Source organism: Chroococcidiopsis cubana SAG 39.79 (assembly GCF_003991895.1).
GTDB classification, from domain to species: domain Bacteria; phylum Cyanobacteriota; class Cyanobacteriia; order Cyanobacteriales; family Chroococcidiopsidaceae; genus Chroococcidiopsis; species Chroococcidiopsis thermalis.
The window spans coordinates 1-23730 of the sequence record NZ_RSCK01000091.1; the positions used below are offsets into that span (position 1 = coordinate 1).

17 protein-coding genes are annotated in these 23730 nt (G+C 43.0%); 6 read left to right on the forward strand and 11 right to left on the reverse strand.

Features of this window, described 5'->3' with window-relative positions:
• Positions 1-33: 33 nt before the first annotated feature.
• Positions 34-1389: an FAD-binding protein gene (locus tag DSM107010_RS30230; RefSeq protein ID WP_241994407.1), complete on the reverse strand. Its 1356-nt coding sequence runs from the start codon at positions 1387-1389 to the stop codon at positions 34-36.
• A 248-nt stretch (positions 1390-1637) separates the two neighbouring features.
• Positions 1638-2891, reverse strand: a complete 1254-nt coding sequence (locus DSM107010_RS30235) for an NAD(P)/FAD-dependent oxidoreductase (protein ID WP_106168131.1) — start codon at positions 2889-2891, stop codon at positions 1638-1640.
• Between the two features lie 753 nt (positions 2892-3644).
• Between DSM107010_RS30235 and DSM107010_RS30240 the strand changes: the two genes are divergently transcribed.
• From DSM107010_RS30240 to DSM107010_RS30255, 4 genes are all read left to right on the forward strand, one after another.
• A complete protein-coding gene (locus DSM107010_RS30240) occupies positions 3645-4883 on the forward strand; it encodes an efflux RND transporter periplasmic adaptor subunit (protein ID WP_106168126.1) in 1239 nt (412 codons plus the stop codon).
• A 73-nt stretch (positions 4884-4956) separates the two neighbouring features.
• A complete protein-coding gene (locus DSM107010_RS30245) occupies positions 4957-8229 on the forward strand; it encodes an efflux RND transporter permease subunit (protein WP_106168127.1) in 3273 nt (1090 codons plus the stop codon).
• A 161-nt stretch (positions 8230-8390) separates the two neighbouring features.
• Positions 8391-8633: a hypothetical protein gene (locus tag DSM107010_RS30250; RefSeq protein WP_015155300.1), complete on the forward strand. Its 243-nt coding sequence runs from the start codon at positions 8391-8393 to the stop codon at positions 8631-8633.
• A 66-nt stretch (positions 8634-8699) separates the two neighbouring features.
• Positions 8700-9296: a GUN4 domain-containing protein gene (locus tag DSM107010_RS30255; RefSeq protein WP_106168128.1), complete on the forward strand. Its 597-nt coding sequence runs from the start codon at positions 8700-8702 to the stop codon at positions 9294-9296.
• Between the two features lie 76 nt (positions 9297-9372).
• Here the strand turns inward: DSM107010_RS30255 and DSM107010_RS30260 are convergent, their stop codons facing one another.
• The 7 genes from DSM107010_RS30260 to DSM107010_RS30290 form a co-directional block, all read right to left on the reverse strand.
• A complete protein-coding gene (locus DSM107010_RS30260) occupies positions 9373-10383 on the reverse strand; it encodes a bestrophin family protein (protein ID WP_106168129.1) in 1011 nt (336 codons plus the stop codon).
• A 3-nt stretch (positions 10384-10386) separates the two neighbouring features.
• The gene (locus DSM107010_RS30265) at positions 10387-11079 is read right to left on the reverse strand and encodes a carbonic anhydrase (protein WP_106168130.1); all 693 of its coding nucleotides are present in this window, start codon (positions 11077-11079) and stop codon (positions 10387-10389) included.
• A gap of 174 nt (positions 11080-11253) precedes the next feature.
• Positions 11254-11508 (reverse strand): DUF1830 domain-containing protein, encoded by a 255-nt coding sequence (locus DSM107010_RS30270; protein WP_015155304.1) that lies wholly within the window; start codon positions 11506-11508, stop codon positions 11254-11256.
• Positions 11509-11593: 85 nt separating this feature from the next.
• A complete protein-coding gene (locus DSM107010_RS30275; RefSeq protein WP_241994409.1) occupies positions 11594-11974 on the reverse strand; it encodes a YdhR family protein in 381 nt (126 codons plus the stop codon).
• A 347-nt stretch (positions 11975-12321) separates the two neighbouring features.
• The gene (locus DSM107010_RS30280) at positions 12322-12540 is read right to left on the reverse strand and encodes a hypothetical protein (RefSeq protein WP_039717169.1); all 219 of its coding nucleotides are present in this window, start codon (positions 12538-12540) and stop codon (positions 12322-12324) included.
• A gap of 38 nt (positions 12541-12578) precedes the next feature.
• Positions 12579-13190: a helix-turn-helix domain-containing protein gene (locus tag DSM107010_RS30285; protein ID WP_106167863.1), complete on the reverse strand. Its 612-nt coding sequence runs from the start codon at positions 13188-13190 to the stop codon at positions 12579-12581.
• A gap of 133 nt (positions 13191-13323) precedes the next feature.
• Positions 13324-13899: a hypothetical protein gene (locus DSM107010_RS30290; protein WP_106167864.1), complete on the reverse strand. Its 576-nt coding sequence runs from the start codon at positions 13897-13899 to the stop codon at positions 13324-13326.
• An 872-nt stretch (positions 13900-14771) separates the two neighbouring features.
• On the opposite strand from DSM107010_RS30290, the gene DSM107010_RS30295 reads away from it, so the two are divergent.
• Complete coding sequence (locus DSM107010_RS30295) at positions 14772-15839, forward strand: hypothetical protein (RefSeq protein WP_199755834.1); 1068 nt, start codon at positions 14772-14774, stop codon at positions 15837-15839.
• Positions 15840-15920: 81 nt separating this feature from the next.
• On the forward strand, positions 15921-16094 hold the full coding sequence (locus DSM107010_RS40235) for a hypothetical protein (RefSeq protein ID WP_181246370.1): 174 nt from the start codon (positions 15921-15923) through the stop codon (positions 16092-16094).
• A 294-nt stretch (positions 16095-16388) separates the two neighbouring features.
• Here DSM107010_RS40235 and DSM107010_RS30300 read toward each other — a convergent pair whose 3' ends face one another.
• Together DSM107010_RS30300 and DSM107010_RS30305 are read right to left on the reverse strand one after the other, a co-directional pair.
• Positions 16389-19952 carry a WD40 domain-containing protein gene (locus DSM107010_RS30300; RefSeq protein WP_127024685.1) on the reverse strand — a complete coding sequence of 1188 codons (3564 nt, stop codon included), beginning with the start codon at positions 19950-19952 and terminating at the stop codon, positions 16389-16391.
• A 356-nt stretch (positions 19953-20308) separates the two neighbouring features.
• The gene (locus DSM107010_RS30305; RefSeq protein WP_241994408.1) at positions 20309-23602 is read right to left on the reverse strand and encodes a WD40 domain-containing protein; all 3294 of its coding nucleotides are present in this window, start codon (positions 23600-23602) and stop codon (positions 20309-20311) included.
• Positions 23603-23730 lie beyond the last annotated feature (128 nt).

Genomic DNA, 23730 nt, shown 5'->3' on the forward strand with positions numbered 1-23730 from the left:
GAGACTATTGTGTGTGTATTTTGAGCATAGGTCTCAGTTTTCTTTTTGGCTAGTTTTTCTCATCGAACTCACGTTGATAACGACATCAGTTTCAGGAGCGGGTCGGTTTGTGGTTGTGGGAGTATAAAATTTCATTTCCGTCATGGGTGTTTTGGTAGAAATGGCATTTTTACTGTCAAGAGTTTTGTAGGTTTTTTCTGTATCTACCATGAGTTGAGTTTCTCGGGGATAGTGTAACTTGACAGAATCTGTAGACGCATCATACGTGAAGGTTCCACTTTGTGAGGGTAGACCTAAACCAAGACACTGTTGCGTTCCTTCAGGACTAGCCCAATTTTCAAGATTTATCAGTACTATCGGGCGATCGAGGTCATCGAAGTTTTCTAACACTGCACCTGCGGGTCCTCCTTTACCAGATACAGGTGGTAAATTTGAACGAGTAGCAATGGTATCGCCATTAGAACTCCAAAATTTACCAACGTAGTCATTTAGTCTAGGTAATGAGCCTGTTGCTTTAGCTTTGACCAAAAGTTTAGAAGTCCCCATAGACCCTGCTGCTAAGAACAAATAGCGACAGCGAAAAGATTTTTGTTCGACAACCTCTCCTGATTCATTTATTTGATGACATGAAACCCAGTAACCAGCTTCAGAAGTTTCAGCAATCTCTACTGCTACATGTAGAGGAAGTATTTCAACGAAACCAGTTTTTTCTGCTTGGGATAAGTAATTGCGATCCAAGCTTTTTTTAGCGCCGCTATTGATACCCCACCAATGGTCTCCGACAATAGTAGACTGTACTTTTGTTCCGTTAATTTCTTCCCGGACTATATTCCAATCAACGGCTAATTCTAGTAGATGATTGCGGAATCCTGCTTGAGTAGCATGTTGAATAAATAGCCGCGTCGTATCATAGTAAATAGTATTTAAAATATCTGGAGGAATTGGCGAAGGCTGTAAAATTGAATGGACGCGAGGGTAATAAACTGTATCCATTTCATCATAACTAATCGAACCAGGAAAAACCTTCTGGAATAACTCAGGAATGGGTTGATAAATAATACTGTTGTAAACTAATGACCCACCGCCAACTCCAGCACCATTTAAAACAATAATTCCATCTTCAACTAAGGTTTCCATCACACCTGTATGTACGTCGATTGGCTGTCCGAATATAGTTGCTGGACTAAGCCAAGCGGCTCGACCATCAGGATTATGGGGAGTAGCAAAAGTATTTTGGGCAGGCGTAATTTGCCAACGACGACCTCGCTCTAGCACTACTGTATTGATGCCTGCTTGTCCCAAGCGTAAAGCTGCAACGGCTCCACCAAAACCACTACCGATAACAAGAGCTTCTACAGACTCATCATTTTTATGTAGTTTATGAACCATAAAACCTCCACATCACAATTTATGAGCTGTTGTGTATATATCTCGCATCAATAATGTTGCTCTTATTTTTTTCGTTCTAAGTGAATTTCCTTGGTCTCAATATTTCAAAGTTTAGACCTCACAAAATACGATAACAAGAGTTGAATTTTTGCAGCAAGGGCGCATTCTTTACACTCAAGTAATTAATTGTCATTGCGATCGCAAGTTATCGTAGAATGTTTCCGAGTTTCATTACAATTTCTGTGGAATCAAACCAAATTTTTAGCGTGATGCAACACTTCTTCGCTGAGCCATTCAGTAGTGACTTTTAAATTGTGGACTGGTGTAGGCAGCATCTCCAGGTATGTTAGTTGACGGATTGCATGACCTATCCTACCTTTAACTTCGTGCTTGTTAAATATTTCGGCAGCAGCCTCTTGCGTACCCAGTTTCATCAACGTTCCGCGCAAGAATATGCGACTAGCCTTGGGTTTCTCACCTGCTGAAACAGCAACTAGGTTACGGGCGATCGCCTTCGCCTGTTGATAGGCAACCTGTGCCAGAGCTGGCTCAGGCTTGAGCAATGTCACGCAGTCGCCTCCAGCAAAAACTTCTGGATAGCCGACTAGGTTAAGGGCTGGCGTGACGAAGGGACGACCTTGCTTGTCGCGCTGCTCGTCGGGAATCGGGAGTTTTTTGACTAGCGGATTGATGGCTGTACCTGCCGTCCAAATCATCGTTTCAGCTTCAAGCACGGCAGGTTGGTCGTCGCGAGTATACTCCACCTTGCCTGAATCTAGAGCAGTGACAGCAGCTCCAGTCAATAGTTCAACTGGAACGACATGCTTCTGTAAAGCAGCATAAGCAGTCTCGCGCAGACAAGCGTTCACATCACCAGAGAGAATATTTTGACTGCGATTCATCAACACTAGCCGGATCTCTTTAGGATTACCACCTAACTTGGCATACCAGTTAGGCAACAAATCCGCCAGTGTATTCGCCAGTTCGACACCCGTTGGACCTGCACCGATGACAGCAATTGTCAGTAATTTCTGGCGTAACTGGGAATCTTCAATTTGGCTAGCGCGTTGTAGAGATTGGCGTAAATGCTGACGTAGGGCGAGGACATCCAGCCCGCTGCGAAATGGGAAAGAGTATGCTTCAGCTCCTGGAGTTCCGAAGTATCCCACTGTGCTTCCTACAGCAAGCACGAGATGAGTGTAGGTATAATGCAAGCCAGAAGCCAGTTCGATCTTGCGTCCGGCTAAGTCAATCTGTTCAACGGTGTCTTGCACGAACGTCACGCCACTTCCTTGAAGTAGTTCCTCGTATTGGGGCCAAACCTGGTTTGCATCCATCTGCCCGTTGAGAAATTCAAATAGCAAGGGCTTAAAAACAAAACTCTCGGAGCGATCGATCAAAATTATCTGACCCTTATAGCCTAGATGACTCAGGTAAAGGGCAGTAAACAATCCAGTAAAACCACTACCCACGATCGCAGTTCGCAGCGTTGATTGGCTCATTTGACCTCCAAAGATGTACCAGATTGGGATGAAATCGAGAAGCTGAGCGGTAGCGGACGAAGTAAAAACTAAGCAGTCGATCAGTCCGTAGATCTTAGAATTAGGAGTGGCAATTTCGCTCTTATGATTAACTAAGATAGTAAGAATTACCAAGTCCGATCGCAAGGGTTGCTCTTTCGGAGCAAGTCTGTATTCTTTGTACAAAAGAAGTATGACAAATCGAGCTACCATAACAAACTTAAGCCGAAGCTTTTAAATCCGATAAGTCTGTATTTTGTCATTTATTTTGTCATTAATATTTATAGCGATCGCCTGCGATCGTCAATTGAATTTGTTAAGAGCTGCTTGGCAAACAATTTGTTGGTTGAAATACTACTTAAACAATTGCCAAAACAATCTGGTAATACTTGTGAAACCCTTTATTCACTAAATTTTTTCAGCTTTTGCTCTGTACTGAGCAAAAAAAAACAAACTTACTCAGAAATATTAACCCTAGTGACCTTGCAGCCTCACTCTTAGAATGGGCGAGTATACATCGACCGTCAAACACGAGGCTCAATACTATCAGTGCGATCTCCTCATTGCTCAAATTCTTTTTTCATCTGCTTGAAATAGAAAAACTTTTTATTACTTAATCTTTTTTAATTCTTATTTACATTAGAAAAAAAGCTACGACTTTATTTCCACTTAATATTTAGCAAAAGATATCAAGGCAAAGTAAAAAAAGTAAAAGCATACTAATGGAAAATTAAAATGAAATACAACGCTTTACTAACAGTAAAACTACTAGGTGTAGCCCTTCTAGCTTCCACCTTCACTAGTGGCTGCAAATCGAGTACGCTTCCTGCTACAGCAAGCAAATCCCCTGCTGCTATTCCTGTCAAGTTGCAAACACTCAAATCTAGTTTAGTTCAAGATAATTCTGAATTTGTCGGAACGTTAGAAGCTGTCAAGAGAGTTGTCCTACAACCAGAGATTGAGGGTCGGATTGTCAAAATTCACGTCTCCAATGGAGATCGAGTTGACAAGGGAACGCCAATTGTACAGCTCCGCTCCGATCGCACTCAAGCCGAATATGCCAGTGCTACTGCTAAGGTCAACTCTGCTAGAGCAGTTAGCATCACTGCTTTAGCGCAACTAAAAGCAGCAGAAGCTAACAAAATTAAAGCTGCATCGGAAGTAGAACTTCAGAAGATACAGTATCAGCGAGCCGAGCGACTAGTCAACGAAGGAGTACAAGCTAGGCAGCAATTAGATATTGCGCATAGAGATTTGAATACAGCCATTGCAGCCCTCCACGCTGCTGAAGAAGATGTAGAAGCTGCCAAATCCAGCTCTAATCAGATGAAGACTGAAATTAAGCAGGCTCAGGCAGAAGCAAATGCTGTTAATGTTTCTCTTCAGTACAAACAAGTGCTAGCACCGATCGCAGGCGTAGTTGGAGATTTTCCTGTCAAAGTGGGAGACTACGTTAATATTGGTCAAACTCTGACCAACATCACCCAGAACGACTCCGTAGACCTACGGCTCTCGGTTCCGATCAAACACTCATCTCAACTAAAATTAGGGTTGCCTGTAGAATTGATCGATCCCAACACAAATAAGCGCATAGCCACAGGCAGTATTTCTTTTATTAACCCTCAAGTCAACACTGGGGATCAAGCAATCTTAGCTAAGGCTCGCTTTTCTAATCGTAATGGTAATTTACGTGATGGGGAATTTGTCAAAGCAATAGCGATTTGGAACCAAAGCCCGGGAGTGTTAATCCCTACGGATGCCGTATTTACGATCGGCGACCAAAGCTTTGTTTATAGCGTTGAGCAACAAGGGAGCAAAACAGTCGTGCGGCAAAAGCCCGTACAGTTGGGAAACATCAAAGGTCAGAATTACCAGGTACTCAATGGAGTGAAGCCAGGAGAAAAGATTGCTATCACGGAAATTTTGAACTTAAGAGATAACGCCCCCGTTCAGCCGATAGCGTCTGAATCCTAAATTCTAAGCAATAGCTCTGTTCTACTGTCCCAACACTTCCACTGTCCCAACAATTAATAGGAACTCCTGGACTATGCTGTTGAGTATTGCTAACACCTTCATCAAAAGACCGATCTTAACTACGGTTTGCACTGTACTTATTCTCTTGATCGGCGGAATTTGTATTCCCCTGCTTCCCTTGGATAAGCTGCCGGAAATGGCTCTAAAGCAGGTGACTGTAACTGCTAACTATCTGGGTAGTGATGCCAAAACCTCTGAAGAAAACGTTACTACCGTTCTGGAGCGGCAAATCAATGGCACAGAGCGGGTCGTCTATATGTCCTCTCAAACGACGAATAATGGTGATACAAGTATCAACATCTCTTTCCCAACGGAAATGGACAGGAACACCGCTCAAGTTCTTGTCCAAAATAATGTTGCCGTTTCTCAAGCCGAGTTACCTGAAGAGGTGAACCGAACTGGTGTCATCACTCAAAAACAATCTCCCACGATTACGATTGCTTACGCCTTTTATTCCGACAAGGATAAGAACGATCGATTCACATACAATCCTGTTTTCGTGAGTAACTATGTCGATCGCCAAATTCTCGATGAAATCAAGCGGATCGAGGGGGTGGGGAACGCCGTAATTCTGGGAGAACGGAAGTATGCCATGCGGATCTGGCTTGACCCCGATGCCCTTGCCGCTAGACAATTGACAGCTCAGGATGCGATCGATGCCATTTCAGAACAGAATATTCAAGTAGGAGCAGGTAAAATTGGTCAGCAGCCGACTCCCTCCGAGCAGCGTTACGAATTTGCCCTGAGAGCAGCCGGTCGATTCACGACTCCCGAAGAAGCTGAAAACACTGTGGTGAAAGTCGGTGCGGACGGCACGCTGATCAGAATTAAAGATGTAGGTCGAGCCGAAATAGGGGCGCAAGATTACAGCACCAATGCTATGTTCGATGGTGCGCCAGCAGTCGGTCTTTTAGTCTACCAACTTCCCGGCACAAATGCCTGGAACACGGCTAAGTTGGTCAAAGAAAAAATGGCGGAGCTAGAACAGAATTTTCCGCCTGGATTGAAAGCAGAAGTTGCCTTAGATAATACTTTATTCGTGGCAGCTTCCCTCGACGAAGCCTTCAAAACTCTAATCGATGCGATCGCGTTGGTGTTCTTAGTCATCTTCATCTTTTTACAAGACTGGCGCACTACCATCGTTCCTGCGATTGCCATCCCAGTTTCGCTAGTTGGGGCAATGGCTTTAGCGTTTGTATTAGGGTTTAGTCTCAATCAACTGACTTTGTTTGGCATCATCTTAGCAACTGGTTTAGTAGTAGATGATGGCATTGTGGTGGTGGAGGCAATATCTGCAAAGTTAGCTCAAGGAATGAAACCACTGCAAGCAGCTCTAGATGCTATGGGGGAACTGACGGGGGCAGTTGTTGCGACATCAGTTGTACTCATGGCGGTGTTTATTCCCGTGACTTTCTTCCCTGGTACGACAGGAATTGTCTATAAGCAATTTGCGCTAGTTATTGCTTTCTCGATCGCCATTTCTACCTTTAACGCCCTGAGCTTTTCTCCTAGTATGTCAGCTATTCTCCTGCGCAGGCAGGAGGAAGTACACGGACCTTTGGGAGTGTTGTTTCGTTGGTTTAATCAAATTTTTGACTGGTTCAAAACGGGATATACCAAGACAGTAGAATTTCTGATTCGGATTCGGCTGCTTGTCATTCCTGTTTTTATTGCCGGATTGATCGCGACGGGTTGGATCTATCAGACAACTCCTCAAGGGTTTATTCCTGAAGAGGATCAGGGCTATTTGTTTGCGATTGTCGAAGCTCCAGCAGGAGTTTCTTTAAACTACAGTGCCGACCTCTTGACGCGGATTACTGAAGAAGTGATGCTGCCGTTACCCGAAGTCGAACATGCATTTGGCACTGCTGGCTATGGGTTTGAAGGAAATGCTAGTAATAAGACACTTCTATTTGTCAAGTTGAAAAACTGGGAGGAGCGTCCTGGTGCAGATAAGTCAGTTTTTGGGGTTCTGCAAAAGGTTAACCAGGGGTTACAGGCAAAAGTTCCAGAAGCCCGGGCAATTGCAGTCAACGCACCGCCAGTGGATGGACTAGGTTCTACAGGTGGATTTGAGTTATACATCCAAAATAAAGCTGCCCTGCCTATGGAAGCGCTGATCGACAATACTCAAAAGGCGATCGCCGCAGCCCAGAAACGACCAGAATTGGCGGGAGTGTTTACTCAATTTACCTTCGGTACGCCAATGATGCAAATTTCTATCGATCGCAGCCAAGCCAAGGCACAGAACATCGAAATTAACGACATTTTCAATACCTTACAGACATATTTAGGCGCACGATACATTAACCAATACGTTCTTGGCGGGCGGCTGTATCGAGTTTATGCCCAAGCAGAAGGAACGGTGCGCTCTAATCCTGAGGATATAAGTCGTTTGTACGTACGCTCTCAAGATAACAACCTCGTCCAACTGAGCAATGTCGTAAACTTGACAAGATTGAACTATCCGCCAATTGTGAGCCATTACAACGCCTATCCTGCGATCAAAATCCAAGGCGCAGCAGCACCAGGCTACAGTACAGGACAAGCCATACAAGCGATGGAAGAGGTCGCTCAAGAAGTGTTGCAACCGGGATTTGGCTACGCCTGGACGGGAACTGCTTTTCAAGAAAAATCCTCTGGGGGTGCTGCACCGATTATTTTTGGTTTAGCTTTTGTGATGGTCTTTCTGGTGCTAGCCGCTCAGTATGAAAGCTACGTCGATCCCACCATCATTATGATTACAGTACCGTTGGCGATCTTGGGTGCTATTGGTGCAGTTGTCTTACGGGCAAATATTTTTCAAGCTGGTGGAGTTTGGCCAGCGGTTAACAATAATATCTATGCCCAGGTAGCTTTGGTGATGTTGATTGGTCTGGCGAGTAAGAACGCCATTCTGATTGTAGAATTTGCCAACCAGTCGTTAGAGACAGGTATGGATATTACCCAGGCAGCAATTCGAGCTGCTAAAGAACGCTTGCGACCGATTCTGATGACTGCCTTTGCTGGTCTCGTTGGTTTCTGGCCCCTGGTAATTGCTAAAGGAGCTGGAGCGATGAGTCGTTGGTCTTTAGGGACAGCGCTCTTTGGTGGCTACCTCATTTCGACAATCTTAAGCTTGTTTTTAGTACCAGTTCTGTACGTCACGATCAAGAAACTAGAAGAGCGTTTCTTAAAATCAGGTAAATCAGGTACACCTGGCGAGTCAGGATTTCAACAACCGCAGATTCAAGACGGGAGGGAGCAGGTTCTTCCCAATTTTCAAGCTTCTTCTCAAAACGAATGAACTATTCGATTTAGTCAAGGTAATATTCCGAGGTAACGGTAATGTTTCGTAAATGGAATTTCAACGACTATCTTAACCATATCTTGTTTGCTGTCACCATTTTCTATCTGTTCTATTCCTTTTTCTTACACCACTAATCCAATTTACTCTATAGGACAACTATGAAGGTCAGACTAATTATTTTGTCAGGAATTATGACCGCTCTTGTCGGCGTAGTTATTAGTTTAGCTGCTACCAAAATTGGTCAGCGTAACTTTAATCAACTTCAATACGAAAGCCAGTCTTACCAAAATTTGCATAAAAAATATGCTTTGATTGGTGCTAGTTTAGGATTCCTTGTCGGTGCTGGACAAGAATGCCTTCGAGAGTTGAAGACTGCAAGGGATAGAGAAATAGAGCAATAAAACAAGTAGCTGCTCGTTTGTTTATCCGATCGGAAACTCAAAACAAGTACTTTAATTAGGAATCTAATGTCTACTACACATGAATCCGAAGTTATTGCTCGTTTAGCCGCGATGGAAGAGCAATTACAGCAATTCAACCAGCTTTTATCTTGCCTGAGCGAACGAGTTACTCACTCAGAGGATAATTTGCGACTAGTTGCAGATATCCACAAATACAAAAAGCTACGAGATTTATTAGCAGCAGGGAATTTACAAGAAGCGGACTGGGAAACTATTCGGGTCATCCTGGCAATAACAGGGCAGCGAGAGCTTGAATCTATCACTCCTGAAGATGTGAAGCAATTTCCCTGCAACGAACTGCACGTAATTGATAGCCTCTGGACAACTTATAGCAAGGGTCGCTTTGGCTTCAGCGTGCAGATGCAGATTTATCAAAACGTAGGCGGTTCTCTTAATACCACTATTGCTCAGGATAATACAGTTATCGAACGCTTCGGCGATCGCATAGGTTGGCGCGTAGATGGCAAATGGCAAAAATGCGATCGCCTCGATTACACTCTTGCTGCGCCGATAAGTTGTCATCCCTCGCGGTGGTGGAATTCGCCCTTTGGTTCAAAAATGACTAACTATTTCTTCAATCGCCTGCTCACATGCAATCTCTAGATCGGCAACAGCATAGCTAAAATTGCTATGTTTTCGTGCCGATCGAGAATTACTAAATGTTAACTTGTTCGCAATCTTATACTCGCCAAGAACAACTGCTGCTGGGAGCAACTGTAATTAACTCTTCAACATTTTGTAGCATAGTGGTGCAAATTACATCTAAGGGTAGATCGTTGGCATCGTAACCAAAAGGTTCTTCTATCTCCGAGCCAATTTGCTCAATACTTAACAAAGTGAAACTGACAAAAGCCATAATTAACCCAGTCCACCAAGTCAAGTTTTTCACTAATTCTAGCGGTAATATCAAACAATAGATTAATACCAGTAGTCTAAATTTAATGGAATAGATTAAAGGTAGTGGTGTTTTCAAAATGCGTTCGCAGCCTCCCAAAATGTCGATCAACTCATCTAACAGAGCGTGTAAGGCAGTTAATTGATAAATATTCACACAGTTACGTTCATACTGATGTTGTAGATAATCCCTGAGCCAAAAGGCAATCTGTAGTGGAGAATGACGAACGGTTTTGAGTTGAAAGTACTGATTTTTTGACATCAATGAGGCTAATTGCTTGTCCACTGGCTCTGCTCTTAGATGTAATTTCATGGCAATTGGAAAAGCAACTAATAGCTTGAGTATTGCCTCTTTTTCTACTTTTTCTTGAGGCGAGCTATTTTTGATAACTATGTAAATTCCCTGAGCTAAGTTCCGAACCGTATTAACTAGCCTTCCCCAAAGCTTGCGGGCTTCCCAAAAGCGATCGTGAGCTGTATTCGTGCGAAAAACTAACAATAAAGTTAGACCCACATTGAAACTTAAAATGGCATTAGTAATAACACCATTTTTTTCGGGAAATACTATATCCGTGTCAAAATAGTGAATTAATGATATGAAAAAACCATATCCACTACAAAAAAGTACCCAAGGAAAAATGACTGGAATAACTGTTCTTTCAAGCCGTAAAATGACTTGAAACCAATTTAGTGTTTCACCAGTATACAGGTGATGCTTTCCTTTAAATGTGTTTCTTGCCTTATTGAGCAAACGCTTGCACTGCTCTAAAGCATTACTAGGCTTGATAAAGCTCATATTTTAAAACTCCATTAACTCCGATAAACCTGAGCGTGCGCTAGCTATGGGGTCAGGTACAGGTAGTGGGTCTTTAATCGGGACAAATTGACCTAAGTTGGCATTGTAGGCAATAACATTTCCACTCTCAATCTCATAAACCCAGGCATGAAGAAAGAGTTGCCCCGATCGCAGTCGAGAGCGAATAACTGGGTAAGTCTCTAAGTTTTCTATCTGCGTCAAAACGTTTTCCTTAACGGTAAGACTTAAAAGTTCTTCGCCTTCATATTCTTGATAGTTATCCTGAACTAGGCGACGAGTGGCTGCTGCATAATGGTGTAACCATTCGTAAACCAAAGGCATCTCTTGAGCGAGGCTGCCTAACTGCAACAATCCCTTCATAGCGCCGCAGTGAGAATGACCGCAAATAATAATATCTTTTATTCCTAAAGCCTGAATCGCATATTCAATTGCTGCTGCTTCAGTAAAATTTGCAGTACCAAAAGGTGGAACGATGTTACCAACATTGCGAATGACAAACAGTTCGCCTGGTTGAGTTTGAGTAATCAGATTTGGATCGATTCGAGAGTCAGAGCAAGTGATAAAAAGTACCTGGGGAGCCTGACCTTGAGCCAGCCGCCCAAACATCTCTTGGTGAGAGCAAAAGTAATTGATTCGGAACTTCTCTACACCTTTAACCATATCTTGCATGGACATTGCTTAAGACCTCGCTAAATGGATAACTACAGGAGAGCGGGCAAACAAATACGTATATTTAAAAACTTATTTCTATATTTTTTTAATGAATTCATTAATTTAGTCGTAGCGACATTTATTTTTGCGATCGCCTTCTCTGATCCAGCTTAAATTTACTCAAAACAGCGCTGCCAGTCAATCTATTCGGAGGCGATCGCAGGGTATCTTATCCGACAAAATAGCACTGCACATGTCGCATGTATGGATTTCTAAATGAGCATTTCTCGGAGCCTCAAATAAAATACGTTGACCTGAGAAAATAACGCGCTCAAAGTGACAATATGAAACATTTGCAATTCGGAGAATCTGAATTTTTCGAGTGCTATTCACATAGCAACAAAGAAGCTTTAGAGAACGCTGAGTTTGTGGAGGAGCAAATATGAGAGCCATCTGTTACAATTTTCCTACTAAATCAAATTGTCAGATTCAGTCCATCGCATTTACACTAATACAGTCATGAAACATAAAATGTTTTTTATTGAAACAAAATAATTTTACTAGTTTTAAAACTATTTGACTTGAAACTACTTAAACCTCTGAGTAGATCGGTAACAGAACCTTCAGCTAGAAAAGTATATTTTTCATTAAGCTCGAATGATTTAACGACAATCTCTTCAAAGTTTGGATCGCTGATAATCCGATTAAATATTGGTCCGTTAAAATAATCAAAAACACTCGCTTCATCCTCAAACAAATAAATACCCCCTGCTTTTGAAGTATTTTCGTTGTTAATCATCCAAATTTTCTGGATTAGCCCCGGAACTTGAGCAAGCGCTTGGGTAAAATCTAGCATAACTGTTCTGCTACTAGCTGTTTTCTTCTGCGAGCGATCGCGCTTGAAATCGATTTGGATAATTTTTGCCATTTTTCTCATCAACTCGATTGATTGAAACAAGGCGTACTCCGTCTACGGTCATCGCGACTTAAATAAACAAGGTTAAATAAAAACTAGTTTTTCTCAGCTCTCGATTGGCTGACCAATTGTATTTTCATAAATATGAAAAAGCGGAACGTATTGTGAAAGACATAGATCGTATACACAATACGTTCCGCACTGCTTCCGTCTATTGGTTGTTAGGAACGTGACTTTGTATTAGTTTATGTCTCTCTAAATACAAACACAAGGGCTAAACTTTGGGGACAAGTCTGCTATCTTTTTTCTGGTTCTCAATTGAAGTGAAGACTAGCAGATTTATTCCGTCTCTACTTGCTAAAAGTTCCAGTTAGTTTCTTTAACTGAAGATATGCTTCTTCTGGAGTCAGAGCAGCAGATTCCTTTTCGTTAGGGATATAGAATTCCCAACTATCTGGAAAATGTCGAACAACAAAACTTGGAATTAATCCTAACTTAATTGCCTTTTTTGCTAATTCTTCCGCTTGTTCTGCCAGAGTAATTTCATCGTGAAATAGATGTTGGTTCATGATTTGAACAACCCCCAATAAATAGCATCTACAAGTTTCTACAGAAATGCCTCATTCAAGTTCTCTTGACCAATTGTTATGTTCTGATACAGAATCTCAACAATCTCTTGTATACAAATCTGTAGTCTTTGAGCTTCTACAGCAGTTATAGTTTTGGCTCTTTGCTCAATCAGATTGCTTGGCTTTTCCTCTTTCAGGTCTACTTGCAAAAGTGGAACGCTCCTACTTTGATATTTTCTCCGCCAAGCTTGTGGAGTCAATCCATGGAACCGGAGAAACAAGCGACTGAAATGCCGTCTATCAAAATAACCTACTGCTTCAGCAATCTGCTCTACTGACTGACCAGTTTCAAGTAATAGACAGCGTGCTTCTGCCATGCGGCGTTCCACAATCCAGCTCAGCACAGTTTTTCCAGTTTCCCGTCGCACAAGGTCAGTTAAGTACGCTGGAGAACGACCAACCGCTTCAGCCACCTCTCGCAGACTAATTGAATCGCAATAACGTGCTTCGATAAATTCAAAAACTTTACTCAAAAGAGGATGAGACTGAAGCAAGAACTTTTGAAATCCGACCATTCTAGCATTTTCAATCAGCGAGTCTATATCGACAGTGTGGAATTCTTGGCTCTCAAGTAAGCGATTAGAGTTCATAAAATCACACCCATTACTTAAAGAAACTACAATTTTCTGCTGGTCTTTTCCTACATTTAATTGGACTTAGATTTTTTTCACTTTTCAGTACTTAAAAACAATTCTTTGGGTCAGCTTTTCGTCCGAATATCTACTAAGTTTCTGGTTCGCGCCTGAGCCAGTATAAGAATTCCCTTGGTGCATAAACATCGCGAGAAAAATCTAGATGCGAGCATTTTAAATAGCAGCCGCCTCGGTGTCCGCGTCGTAGTATAGTCTCATTACCTTTAGCAATTGTTTCATTTATCTCGTTATCTATACAGCACCATTCTGTATAGACGACTTCATCATGGAACATTACAATGGGCCAACTCATCGTGACACCTGGTTGAGCGGTAATTGCCCACCAATGTTCTTCTCTGTGCTTCGCTGCGGCTCTGCTGTAAAAAGGTCCGTCCGCACAAAGGTATACCAGTCCATCAGTGTACTCCCTTGCTAGAATATCACCCCGCCCCTGTCGCCAGGCTTCACAATGCGTAGACCACCAATCTTTGTTTTCTCGTTCTATTTGTACTAGGCTATAGTTTGTGGTAATTTGAGGAAGTGTCTCCTCGCGCAGAGACATGTATGCTTCTGCATCGTTGAGTAGCTTTACCGCTAACTCGTTGGAAATCAAATCTGGCTTGGAATAATCTGTAAGCAAGTCTCTGTAGTAATTGAACCGCTGCATCACCTAAAAACCTCTACCATGTAAAAAGGAGTAGAAGCTGAATTTTGTTGGAATCGTCAATCCTTTGGTTGACTGTAGAGTTTGATGTCTGCGTGGAAATTATTGCCAGTGACTACCAATGTGCTACTTGGATCGGGTTTTAGCAAGTAAAGATAAAAAAGATAAGCAAAAAATTGAAATCTCTATGAAATCCTTTGGCTGGAAGTTGGTCTAACTCCCATTGGTAAAGAATTTCAGTAATTAGCTGCTCTAAACGCTAAAATTGGCTAACGTTCTTAAATTTAGTTTTTTTATCGACGCTCAAGCAATTGCTTATATTTTTGCTAAACTCATGGCGATCGCATAGCTGTGACTGAAGCGTTATTGTATCCTCTGTGGCGATTATGTCGCGATCGCCACAGTAAAATAATCATACCTTATCACTAATATTTGACAAACTAAACTGGTGTTATCTGCTCACCCTCGTGAATTTTATAAAGTTTTAAAATTTAAGCAAGTTAAGCCGACAATCTAAAACTTAAGAATGTTAAGAAATTATAAAAATTTGTCTTTTCGTACACTTTTGGAAAGCTGAAACTATTTCCAGCTTTAGCTTTAAGCTACTGTTGACATCCACAAATTCAAGTTTTTTTCTTAACTTTGTTATCTTTGCTTGGAAAATTATCTTGAAGCTAGCAAACTGAAATTCATAACGCCTCTCTCGATAGACGCATTCGAGAAGGCAAGGCGAAATCGACAGAAGCAGCACTACGTATCTTGTCCTCACGATCGCGAATAAATCTGCTATTTAGAGATGAGGAAAGTCGTCTAATACTTTTTTAATGCACGATTAAAGCTGTTTGTCAACCTTTATTGGAGCTAGTTCGCTAACAATGAACGCTAAACATCAAACCGAGGAAGTGCAAATGACCAAACAGTTTGAGGCTGGCGAACAAACATCTGAGATTTCTATATCATCGCCAAGTGACATGACTTCTTTCAAGAGTGCTGAATCAGCGGGTTTTGTAGCTGATACAACGGTGGTGAAGACGGCTAGCTGTTCTTGGCAGTATACATCTAATAGTAGCCAGTCTAATAGTAATCAGCAATCTGCAACTGATAATGAATCGGCTGATGCATCGACGGGTTTTGTGGCTGACGCAGCAGTGGTGAAGACCGCTAAACGCGCTTGGGCGCATCAACCTAGTTCTGCAAAGCAAGGCATTATCTTCACTGAAAAGTCAGTTGACGCAAGCAACAAAGCTAAAACTCAAAAGCAGTTGGATGGAGCAATAGCGTTAGCTTGGAGTCGGGTGAAGACTCGCCGCAGACCACCAGCCTTGACCCGCGCACGTTGGGTATGGCGACTAGCAGGTTCTTATCATCTATGCCAACCCACGCAACAACTAATGGAGACAGTTGCTTGGCGCTTCGCTTCAGCCGGACGCATGGTTTTAGCTCAGTGGGCTGCACAAAAAGCCAGTGAGGAAGCGGGTCACGACCGACTTGCCCTGCTCGATATTCAGTCAATGGGATATAAGGCTGAGGCTGTGGTGAAAGAACTCGTTCCCCCAGCAGCAGTAAATTTGGTAGATTATTTCACTCGAAGCGTGCAGGCAAGAGATCCAATTGGTTGTGTTGGTTATTCCTATACAATGGAGCGTTTAGCTATGGGAATCAAAGAAGATTACATCCAAAGGGTAGAAGCTTTGCTGCCACCTAATACCCATGCTACTCGTTGCTTGCGGGTACATAGTGGTGTTGGTAATGATGTGGGACACGTAGACGAGACAGTGGAGATGATGACTGAGCTTACATCTGATGAGCGTGTCCAGGTGGCAAAAGCTTGCTACGAGACTGCACTGCTGTGTTTCAGTCCGCCTAGTGAAGATTACATATCAGAGGAGGAACTAGCGTATGTGTTGAAAGGATTAGAGCAAACAAGCACTGATGAAATCTGATTCTCAGCTATTCGCGTGTAACCAAAACTCGCCCACAACACTTTCAACAAACCTACTTAGAACAATAACAAGGAGAAAATCATGGCAACTTTAACAGCTACAGCGATCGACCAACAATCTTTGAACCATTATTATGCTACAAGCAGCCTGACTGAGAGTATCAAAACTTTGGATGACATGGATTTTGATTTGGAAAGCATTTTGGTCAGGGAATTCGCGCCAGGATTGCCAATTGATATCCTCGCCGTTGTTTGATAGCTTCCGCCTACCTATCCGTTTAATAGAGCAGGCTTAATTAACAATCGATATCCCTAAGTAGGTCGTCACGCTTAGTTGTAGGATGGGTAGAGTAATAGCTTTACTCATCAAAACTCTATGTGGTTTAACCACAACATCTGAGCAGCAAATCTTGTACCTTGCGGTTGAGACTACAAGAGCGATAGCGAGTAGACAAGCAAAACCTAACAAACACAGGTTACAAAACTGCTGATGTTTTTTCGGTCTGCTGACTTAGTTTGTCTAGCCGTGAATTACATCTGCCAAATATTTTTAATCAACTGCCCCCAGTGCTTTCAGTGTCCGCACTGTCGCTTGGGTTAAGCCTGTAACCTCCGAGATGTTCATGCGTTCGTAGAGTTTCTCTGATCTCAAAGTTTTTACACACTCACCTGTTTTTACATCCCACAGTCTAATTGTCTCATCCTCGCTGCCGCTGACCAGAGTTTGATTATCTCGACTCCATGCAACTGACCCAACCCAACCCGTATGTCCTGGCAAAGTTTTAAAGCATTCACCAGTGCTGACATTCCAGAGCTTGAGCGTGTAATCTTGACTACAACTTGCTAGCGTCTGGCTGTCTGGACTAAAGATAACTAATCGTAACCAACCCGTATCTACCTGTAACGTTCTTTTGCTTTCACCAGTGCTAACACTCCATAACCTTAATGTTTGATCCGGACTAGTACTTGCAAGTAAATCGCCATCCGGACTAAAAGCAACTGACCAAGCCCAATGCGTATGCTCCTCTAACGTTTTGATACATTCACTAGTGCTGACATCCCATAACTTTATTGTTCGGTCTAAAGCACCACTCGCTAGCATTTTCCCACAAGGACTGAAGGCAACTGACCAAATTGCAGCACGATGTCCTTGGAGAGTTCTCAAAGCTTGACCAGTGCTAACATCCCACAACTTTATTGTTTGGTCTTCACTGCTACTCGCCAACGTCTGACTGTCAGGACTCCATGCAATTGACCAGATTGCAGCCTGATGTCCCTGGCAAGTTTTCAAGACTTGACCAGTGGTGACATTCCACAACCGAACCGAGGAGTCTTGACTACCACTAGCTAGCATTTGACCGTCAGGGCTCCATGCAACTGACTGCACAGCAGCCCGATGTCCCTGAAAAGTTTTCAGAGTTTGACTAGTGCTGACATACCACAGCCGAATCTCAGAGTTTTGACTACCACTGGCTATAGTCTGCCCATCCGGACAAAAGGCAACCGAGAGTATTTGATTGGTATACCCTTGGAAAGTTTTGCGGCAAGAACCCGTGCTAACGTTCCATAGCCTTACCGTTTGGTCGCGGCTGCCACTGACTAGGAAATCGTCTTGTGGACTGAAGGCAACTGAAAATACCCAATTAGAGTGTCCCTGGAGAGTTTTACAGCACTCACCACTGCTGACATCCCACAACTTTACTGTTTGGTCGTGACTACCGCTGGCTAGGAGATTGCCTTGCGGACTGAAAGCAATCGACCATACTCCATTGAAATGTCCCTGGAAAGTTTTGCAGCATTTGCCGCTGCCGAGATCCCATAACTTTACTGTGTGGTCTTCACTGCCACTCGCCAGTGTTTGTCCACCAGGGCTGAAGGTAATTGACCGGATTGGATTGCTGTGTCCCTTAAAAACTTTGAAACATTGACCAGTGTTAATATTCCACAACTTGATCGTGTTGTCAGCACTGCCGCTAGCTAACATCTGTCCATCAGGACTGAAGACAACCGAGACTACATGATTCGTATGCCCCTGGAAGATTTTAAGGCAATTACCATTACGGACACTCCACAACCGAATTGAGGAGTCGTCACTGCCACTGGCTAATATGCCGCCATCGGGACTCCATACAACTGACCACACTTCATTCTCATGTTCTTGCAAGGTATGAAGGCATTGACCTGTAGCGATCTCCCACAACTTCACCTTGTAGTCACTACTACCACTAGCAAGGGTACTGCCATCAGGACTAAAAGCAAGTGATGTAACCCAGTTAGTGTGAGCCTTACAGGTGAGGATTGGTTGCCCATCTGCAACTTGATACAAGCGAATCTCACCATTGGTATCACCCATTGCCAAAAGTTTACCATCAGGGCTAAAGGCAACCGATAAAACACCACCGAAAGTTTCAGCAAAACTAGATTTAGCTAAATCGGCGTTTTGGAAGTTGACATCGTGTAATTTCACCTTCCGCAGGTCTACTTGCCAAACACTTAGGTTAGAAAAATCATAGCCACTTAAGTCAGTTTCTAGATGACAAAGTAGATTGAGAATATTTCCTGCTGCATACCCTGGTTCTAATGGCGATCGCTCTTGCAGCGTTACTCTAATTTTATTTAGCTGCTTTTCTAGACTCTTTTTCGTTCTCAAGATACTCAACAGGCGATCGCTAACTGGTTTGAGGATGAGGCGAATTTGAGTATCCTTAACGTAATCTTTTCCTTGAGCCTTCATCAGGGCGTAGGAATTGAAAAAGTCAATTTTTTCACTACAAATTTCTAAACAAACCTGAGCCACCAATCGCTCAGTTACATATTCCATGACTACAGGCTGGAGGGTGAAAAGTGCCTCAGTTTTTTCAATCAAACTTCGCCGTGACAGAGATTCTACAGCTTCTATAAATTTTGCTGGCGATACTGGCGTGACAAAATCCGATCGCAATTCTGACAGTGCAACAGGCTCCCGATTAATCGCCAGCCAGTAGACGATCGCCTGTTCTAAATCTATTAACCGCTCAAACTGCTGCTCTAAAAGTTCGTGAATATCGCCAAAAACTACGGTATTGTGTTTCAAAAACTCCGAAACACTACCATCGAAGACATCTTGAATCGTCGTCGCCACTATTTTTAATGCTAAAGCATTCCCTGCATAGCGATCGACCAGTGTTTCTAATTCGGCGATCGCTCCAGAAACCCCCTTAATTTTAAAGATTTTCTCACCATCCGTCGCCTTCAGACCATTCAATGGAAGCGATCGCACGAGCAATCCTTTGCCCTCAAGCGGGACTAAATCTTTAGGTTTTTCCCGACTTGTCAACAGCAAGCAGCTATTGTGGGGAGTTTCTCCCACTCTTTTTAACAGTTCTCCATAACCTTCATATCCTTCCTGATATTGTCCGGCTCGACTACCACTGCACAAAATCGACTCCGCATTGTCGAGAATCAGCAAACAGCGAGACGATCGCAAGTAGAAAAGCAATCGCGATATTCTCTCACCAATGCTTTCTGGCAAATCTATTTCTTGCTCATCAGATACAAATTGGATCGCTTGAGCCAAAACAGTCTCGACAGGTGGCGCGTCTCGTAGCGAAATCCACCGGACGTATTCAAACCGATCCTGAATTTGTGTTGCCAGCTTGACAGCCAGAGAAGTTTTACCAATTCCCCCCATGCCCAATAACGCCACTACTCGGCAGCGATCTTCCAGCACCCATTGCTCCAACTTGGCAATTTCTTCTATACGCCCGTAGAATACTGAAACGCAAATTGCTTCTTTGAGATCTTGTCGCTTAGGAGTAACCTGAACTTCTAGTTGCTCCTCCAAATTTTGGTTTGTGTTAACTTGGTTGGGGTTAACATAGTCGCTTTTTTGCAACTCTAGATTAAATGACATAAACAAGCTGACAAGCGTGCGCTTGTCAACTGCTTCTTTACAACTCATTACTCTTCCCAGAGTAACAGTCGTTAAACCCGTGCGATCGCTTAATTCTTCCAACGTGAACTTGTTGCCAGCCTTCTCCAAGATTTCTAGAGCTAGTTTTGCTTGCTGAAACTTTTGCCACCCTTCACGAGTGAGAATAACACCTCGACTGCGTTTTGGTTTTAACAAGTCCATAGACAAATCAAGTATTTTTTTATACTCTTAGCCCTACTGGAATTTGCTGCTGTTTGGTTAGATTTAGCCGAGTTGCATCCAGAAAAATTTCCGAAACTCGATGCTGATAGGTCTATTTGCACCAAGGTTCGGATTTTTAGAGACTTTTTCTCAATAATTCTAATGTATTTTTTGATAAAAATCTATTTATGAATCGATACTTCTCGGTTAATATGCATAGCTTTTGAAGATGCCCCAACCCCCTTAAAAAAGGGGGCTTTACGTTCCCCTCTTTTTAATAGAGTTTTAAGTTCCCCCCTTGTCAAGGGGGGCTAGAGGGGATCGCCTCCAAGCGTAGTTTTGAAAAAATGGTATGACTATTCTTCTGGATGCTCAACTGCGCCTAAAGCTTTTAAAGAGGCGATCGCTGCTACTGTTAAACCTGTAACGCCAGTAACGTTCATGCCTTCATAAGGCTTTTTACTCCTAAGAGTTCTGATGCACTCACCAGTCGAAATATCCCACAGCTTAACTGTCTCGTCTTCGCTACTACTAGCCAGAATTTTACCTTGAGGGCAGAAAGCAACTGACCGAATCCAGTGAGTGTGTCCCTGAAAAGTTTTGACACACTGACCAGTGCTAACATTCCACAATTTGACCGTTGCGTCAGTGCTACCACTAGCCAACAGATTTGGGCTATCTCGACTGTTTGCCGCAGGTGCTTGCGCAGAGCAGGCAACTGATGTTACCCAACCTGTATGTCCCTCTAAAATTTTGAGACACTGACCAGTGCTAACATCCCATAATCTCACGGTTTTATCTTTACTGCCACTAGCCAAGATTCCCTCTTCGCCCCCCTTTTCAAGGGGGGTTGGGGGGATCGGTAAGAAAATCACCGACAATATCCAACCCGCGTGACCTTGGAGAATCTTGTCGCATTCGCCAGTGCTACAGTCCCACAACCACAATTTTTGGTCATCGCAGCCAGTGGCTAAGATTTTACCTTGAGGACTAAAGGCAACAGACCACACTCCATGAGTATGTTCCAAAACATTCACGCATTGTCCAGTGCTAAGATTCCAGAGTCGCACTGTGCGATCGTCACTACCACTAGCTAAAACGTTTCCTTGAGGATTGAAGGTAATTGATTTTACCCGACTAGCATGACCTTCCAAAGTTTGGCAGCATTGCCCATTGCTGGTATGCCAAATTTTTACTGTGCGATCGTCACAACCACTAGCAAAAGTTTGTCCATCGGGACTAAAGGTAACTGTTCTGATCCAACCCATATGTCCTTGCAAAGCTTTGCGACATTGACCAGTGCTAGTATCCCACAACTTCACCTTCTGGTTATTGTCGCTAGTCGCTATAGTTTTACCATCGGGACTAAAGACTACCGACCAGACACCGTCGTGATATCCTCGTGCAGTTCTCAAGGCTTCTCCAGTACTAACATCCCATAACATAGCTGTTTGACCGTCACAGCTACTGGCTAGAGTGTTACCATCGGGGCTAAAAGTAGTTGACTGAATTGCTCCAGTATGTCCTGACAAAACTTTGATACACTCACCAGTGACAGCACGCCACAATCTAATGGTACGATCGCTACTACTGCTAGCAAGAATTTGTCCATCTGGGCTATAGCATACTGACAACACCCAACCCGTATGTCCGTGCAAGGTTTGGCAACATTTCCCAGTACTAACATCCCAAATTTTCACTGTGCGATCGTCACAACCACTAGCAAAAGTTTGTCCATCAGGACAGAAAGCAACTGTGCGGATACAATCAGTATGCCCCTGTAAAGTTTGCACAATTCGACCAGTGTTGACATCCCAACAGCGAATCGTGCGATCTCTGCCACCACTGACCAAGATATGACCTTGAGGACTAAATGTGACTGAAAACACCCAGTCTGTATGTCCTTGCATTGTCCTAATACATTCACCAGTGCTGGTATCCCACAACTTTACCGTGCGATCGTCGCTACTACTAGCGATCGCATGACCTTGGGGACTAAATGCTACTGAGTGTATTCTTTCAGAATGCCCTTGCCAAGTTCTCAGACATTGACCAGTGCTGATATTCCATAATCTTAAAGTTTGGTCAGTACTAACACTCCCAATGAGTTCGCGATCGGGACAAAAGGCGATCGCTTGCACCCAATCTGTATGTCCTTGCAAGGTCAAAATTTGTTCGCCATCGACAAATTCTCGCCATAAGCAAATCTCGCCTCTAGCGTCACTCACAGCCACAACTTTACCATCGTAACTAAAGGCGATCGCGGAAATATTACTAAAGGATTTAGTAAATATAGATTTGGAGAGATCGGCGTAGGCGAAATTTACATTGTGTAAGGTGCGTTGGCGCAGATCGGCTTGCCAAATATTCAGATGAGAAAAGTCATAATTCGTTAAATCTGTCTGGAGATAACAAAGTAGATTGAGCAGATTGCCCGCTGTATATCCCGCTTCATGTGGAGACTCTATTCTTAACTTAGCTAAAAGTTGAGATAGCCGTTGCTTAATCTGACTTTTGGTTCTAAAAATAGTCAGTAGTTCTTCTAGAATTGGCTCGATCAGACAGCTAATTTGAACAGCTTTTACCCGCTCTTGACTCTGTACTTTTAATAAAGCTATCTTTCTCAGAATGACAATCTTTTGATTGACTATTTCTGCACAAATCAATCCAATCAATTGAGCCGTCACATACTCCATGACTACAGGCTGGAGGGTGAAAAGCGCCGCACTTTTCTCAACTAGCGATCGCCTCCTTAACGACTCCAAAGCCTCTAACAAGTTTGTCAATGTTAACTGAGAGAAAATATCATTTTGTAATTGCAATATCGAGACTGGTTCTCGATTGATGACTAGCCAATAGATTAACTCTTTCTCTATATCTGATAACCGTTCAACTTGTTGTTCTAAAAGTTCGCGTAGTTCGCCAAATACAATAGTAGTTTGTTGCAAGAATTCTAATATGCTGCCATTAAAAATATCGCCAATAGTCGTAGCAATAATTTTTAATGCTAGTGGATTGCCTGCATAGCGCTCGGCTAATGTTTGCCATTCTTTGTCAGAACCGGAGATTCCTTTGAGGCGAAAGATTTTTTCTACTTCTAACTTACTTAAACCACTCAGTTGTAGCGATCGAACAGGTAGTGCTTCTCCTTCTAATAAGGCTAATTCTTTAGGTTTTTCCCTACTAGTAAGCAGCACGCAGCTTTGATGGGGAACTTCTCCCAACCGTTTGAAAAGCTGACCGTAATCTTCACATCCCTGACAGTAGCGCCCAGTTTGAACGCCACATTGCATAATTGTTTCAGTGTTATCGAGTAATAGTAGACATCTGTATTTTTGTAAATAATCGATCAGTTGCGACAATCTCCGACTATTATTGTCTGGCAAAGCGGTTTCAACCTGTTGCTCGTTGGAGAAAAATTGCAGCAAGCTATCGAGAAGATCTTTGAGTGATGGAGCATTGGACAAAGATCTCCAAAGAAAAAACTCAAATTTATCCTTAACTTGTTCTGCTAACTTAGCAGCTAGAGTAGATTTACCAATGCCTCCCACACCCAACAGCGTTACGACTCGGCAGCGACTTTCGATAATCCATTGCTCTAACGTGGCTAGTTCTGCCGCACGTCCGTAGAATATGGATACATCAATCACATCCCCCCAGTCTTGATGTGTAAATGCGATCGTGCATTCTGGTTGCTTTGCATCTAGTACTACAGTTGTAGATAATTGTTAGAATAGGATAGAAGTGCGATTGCGATTGCTGTGATGTTTCAACAAGC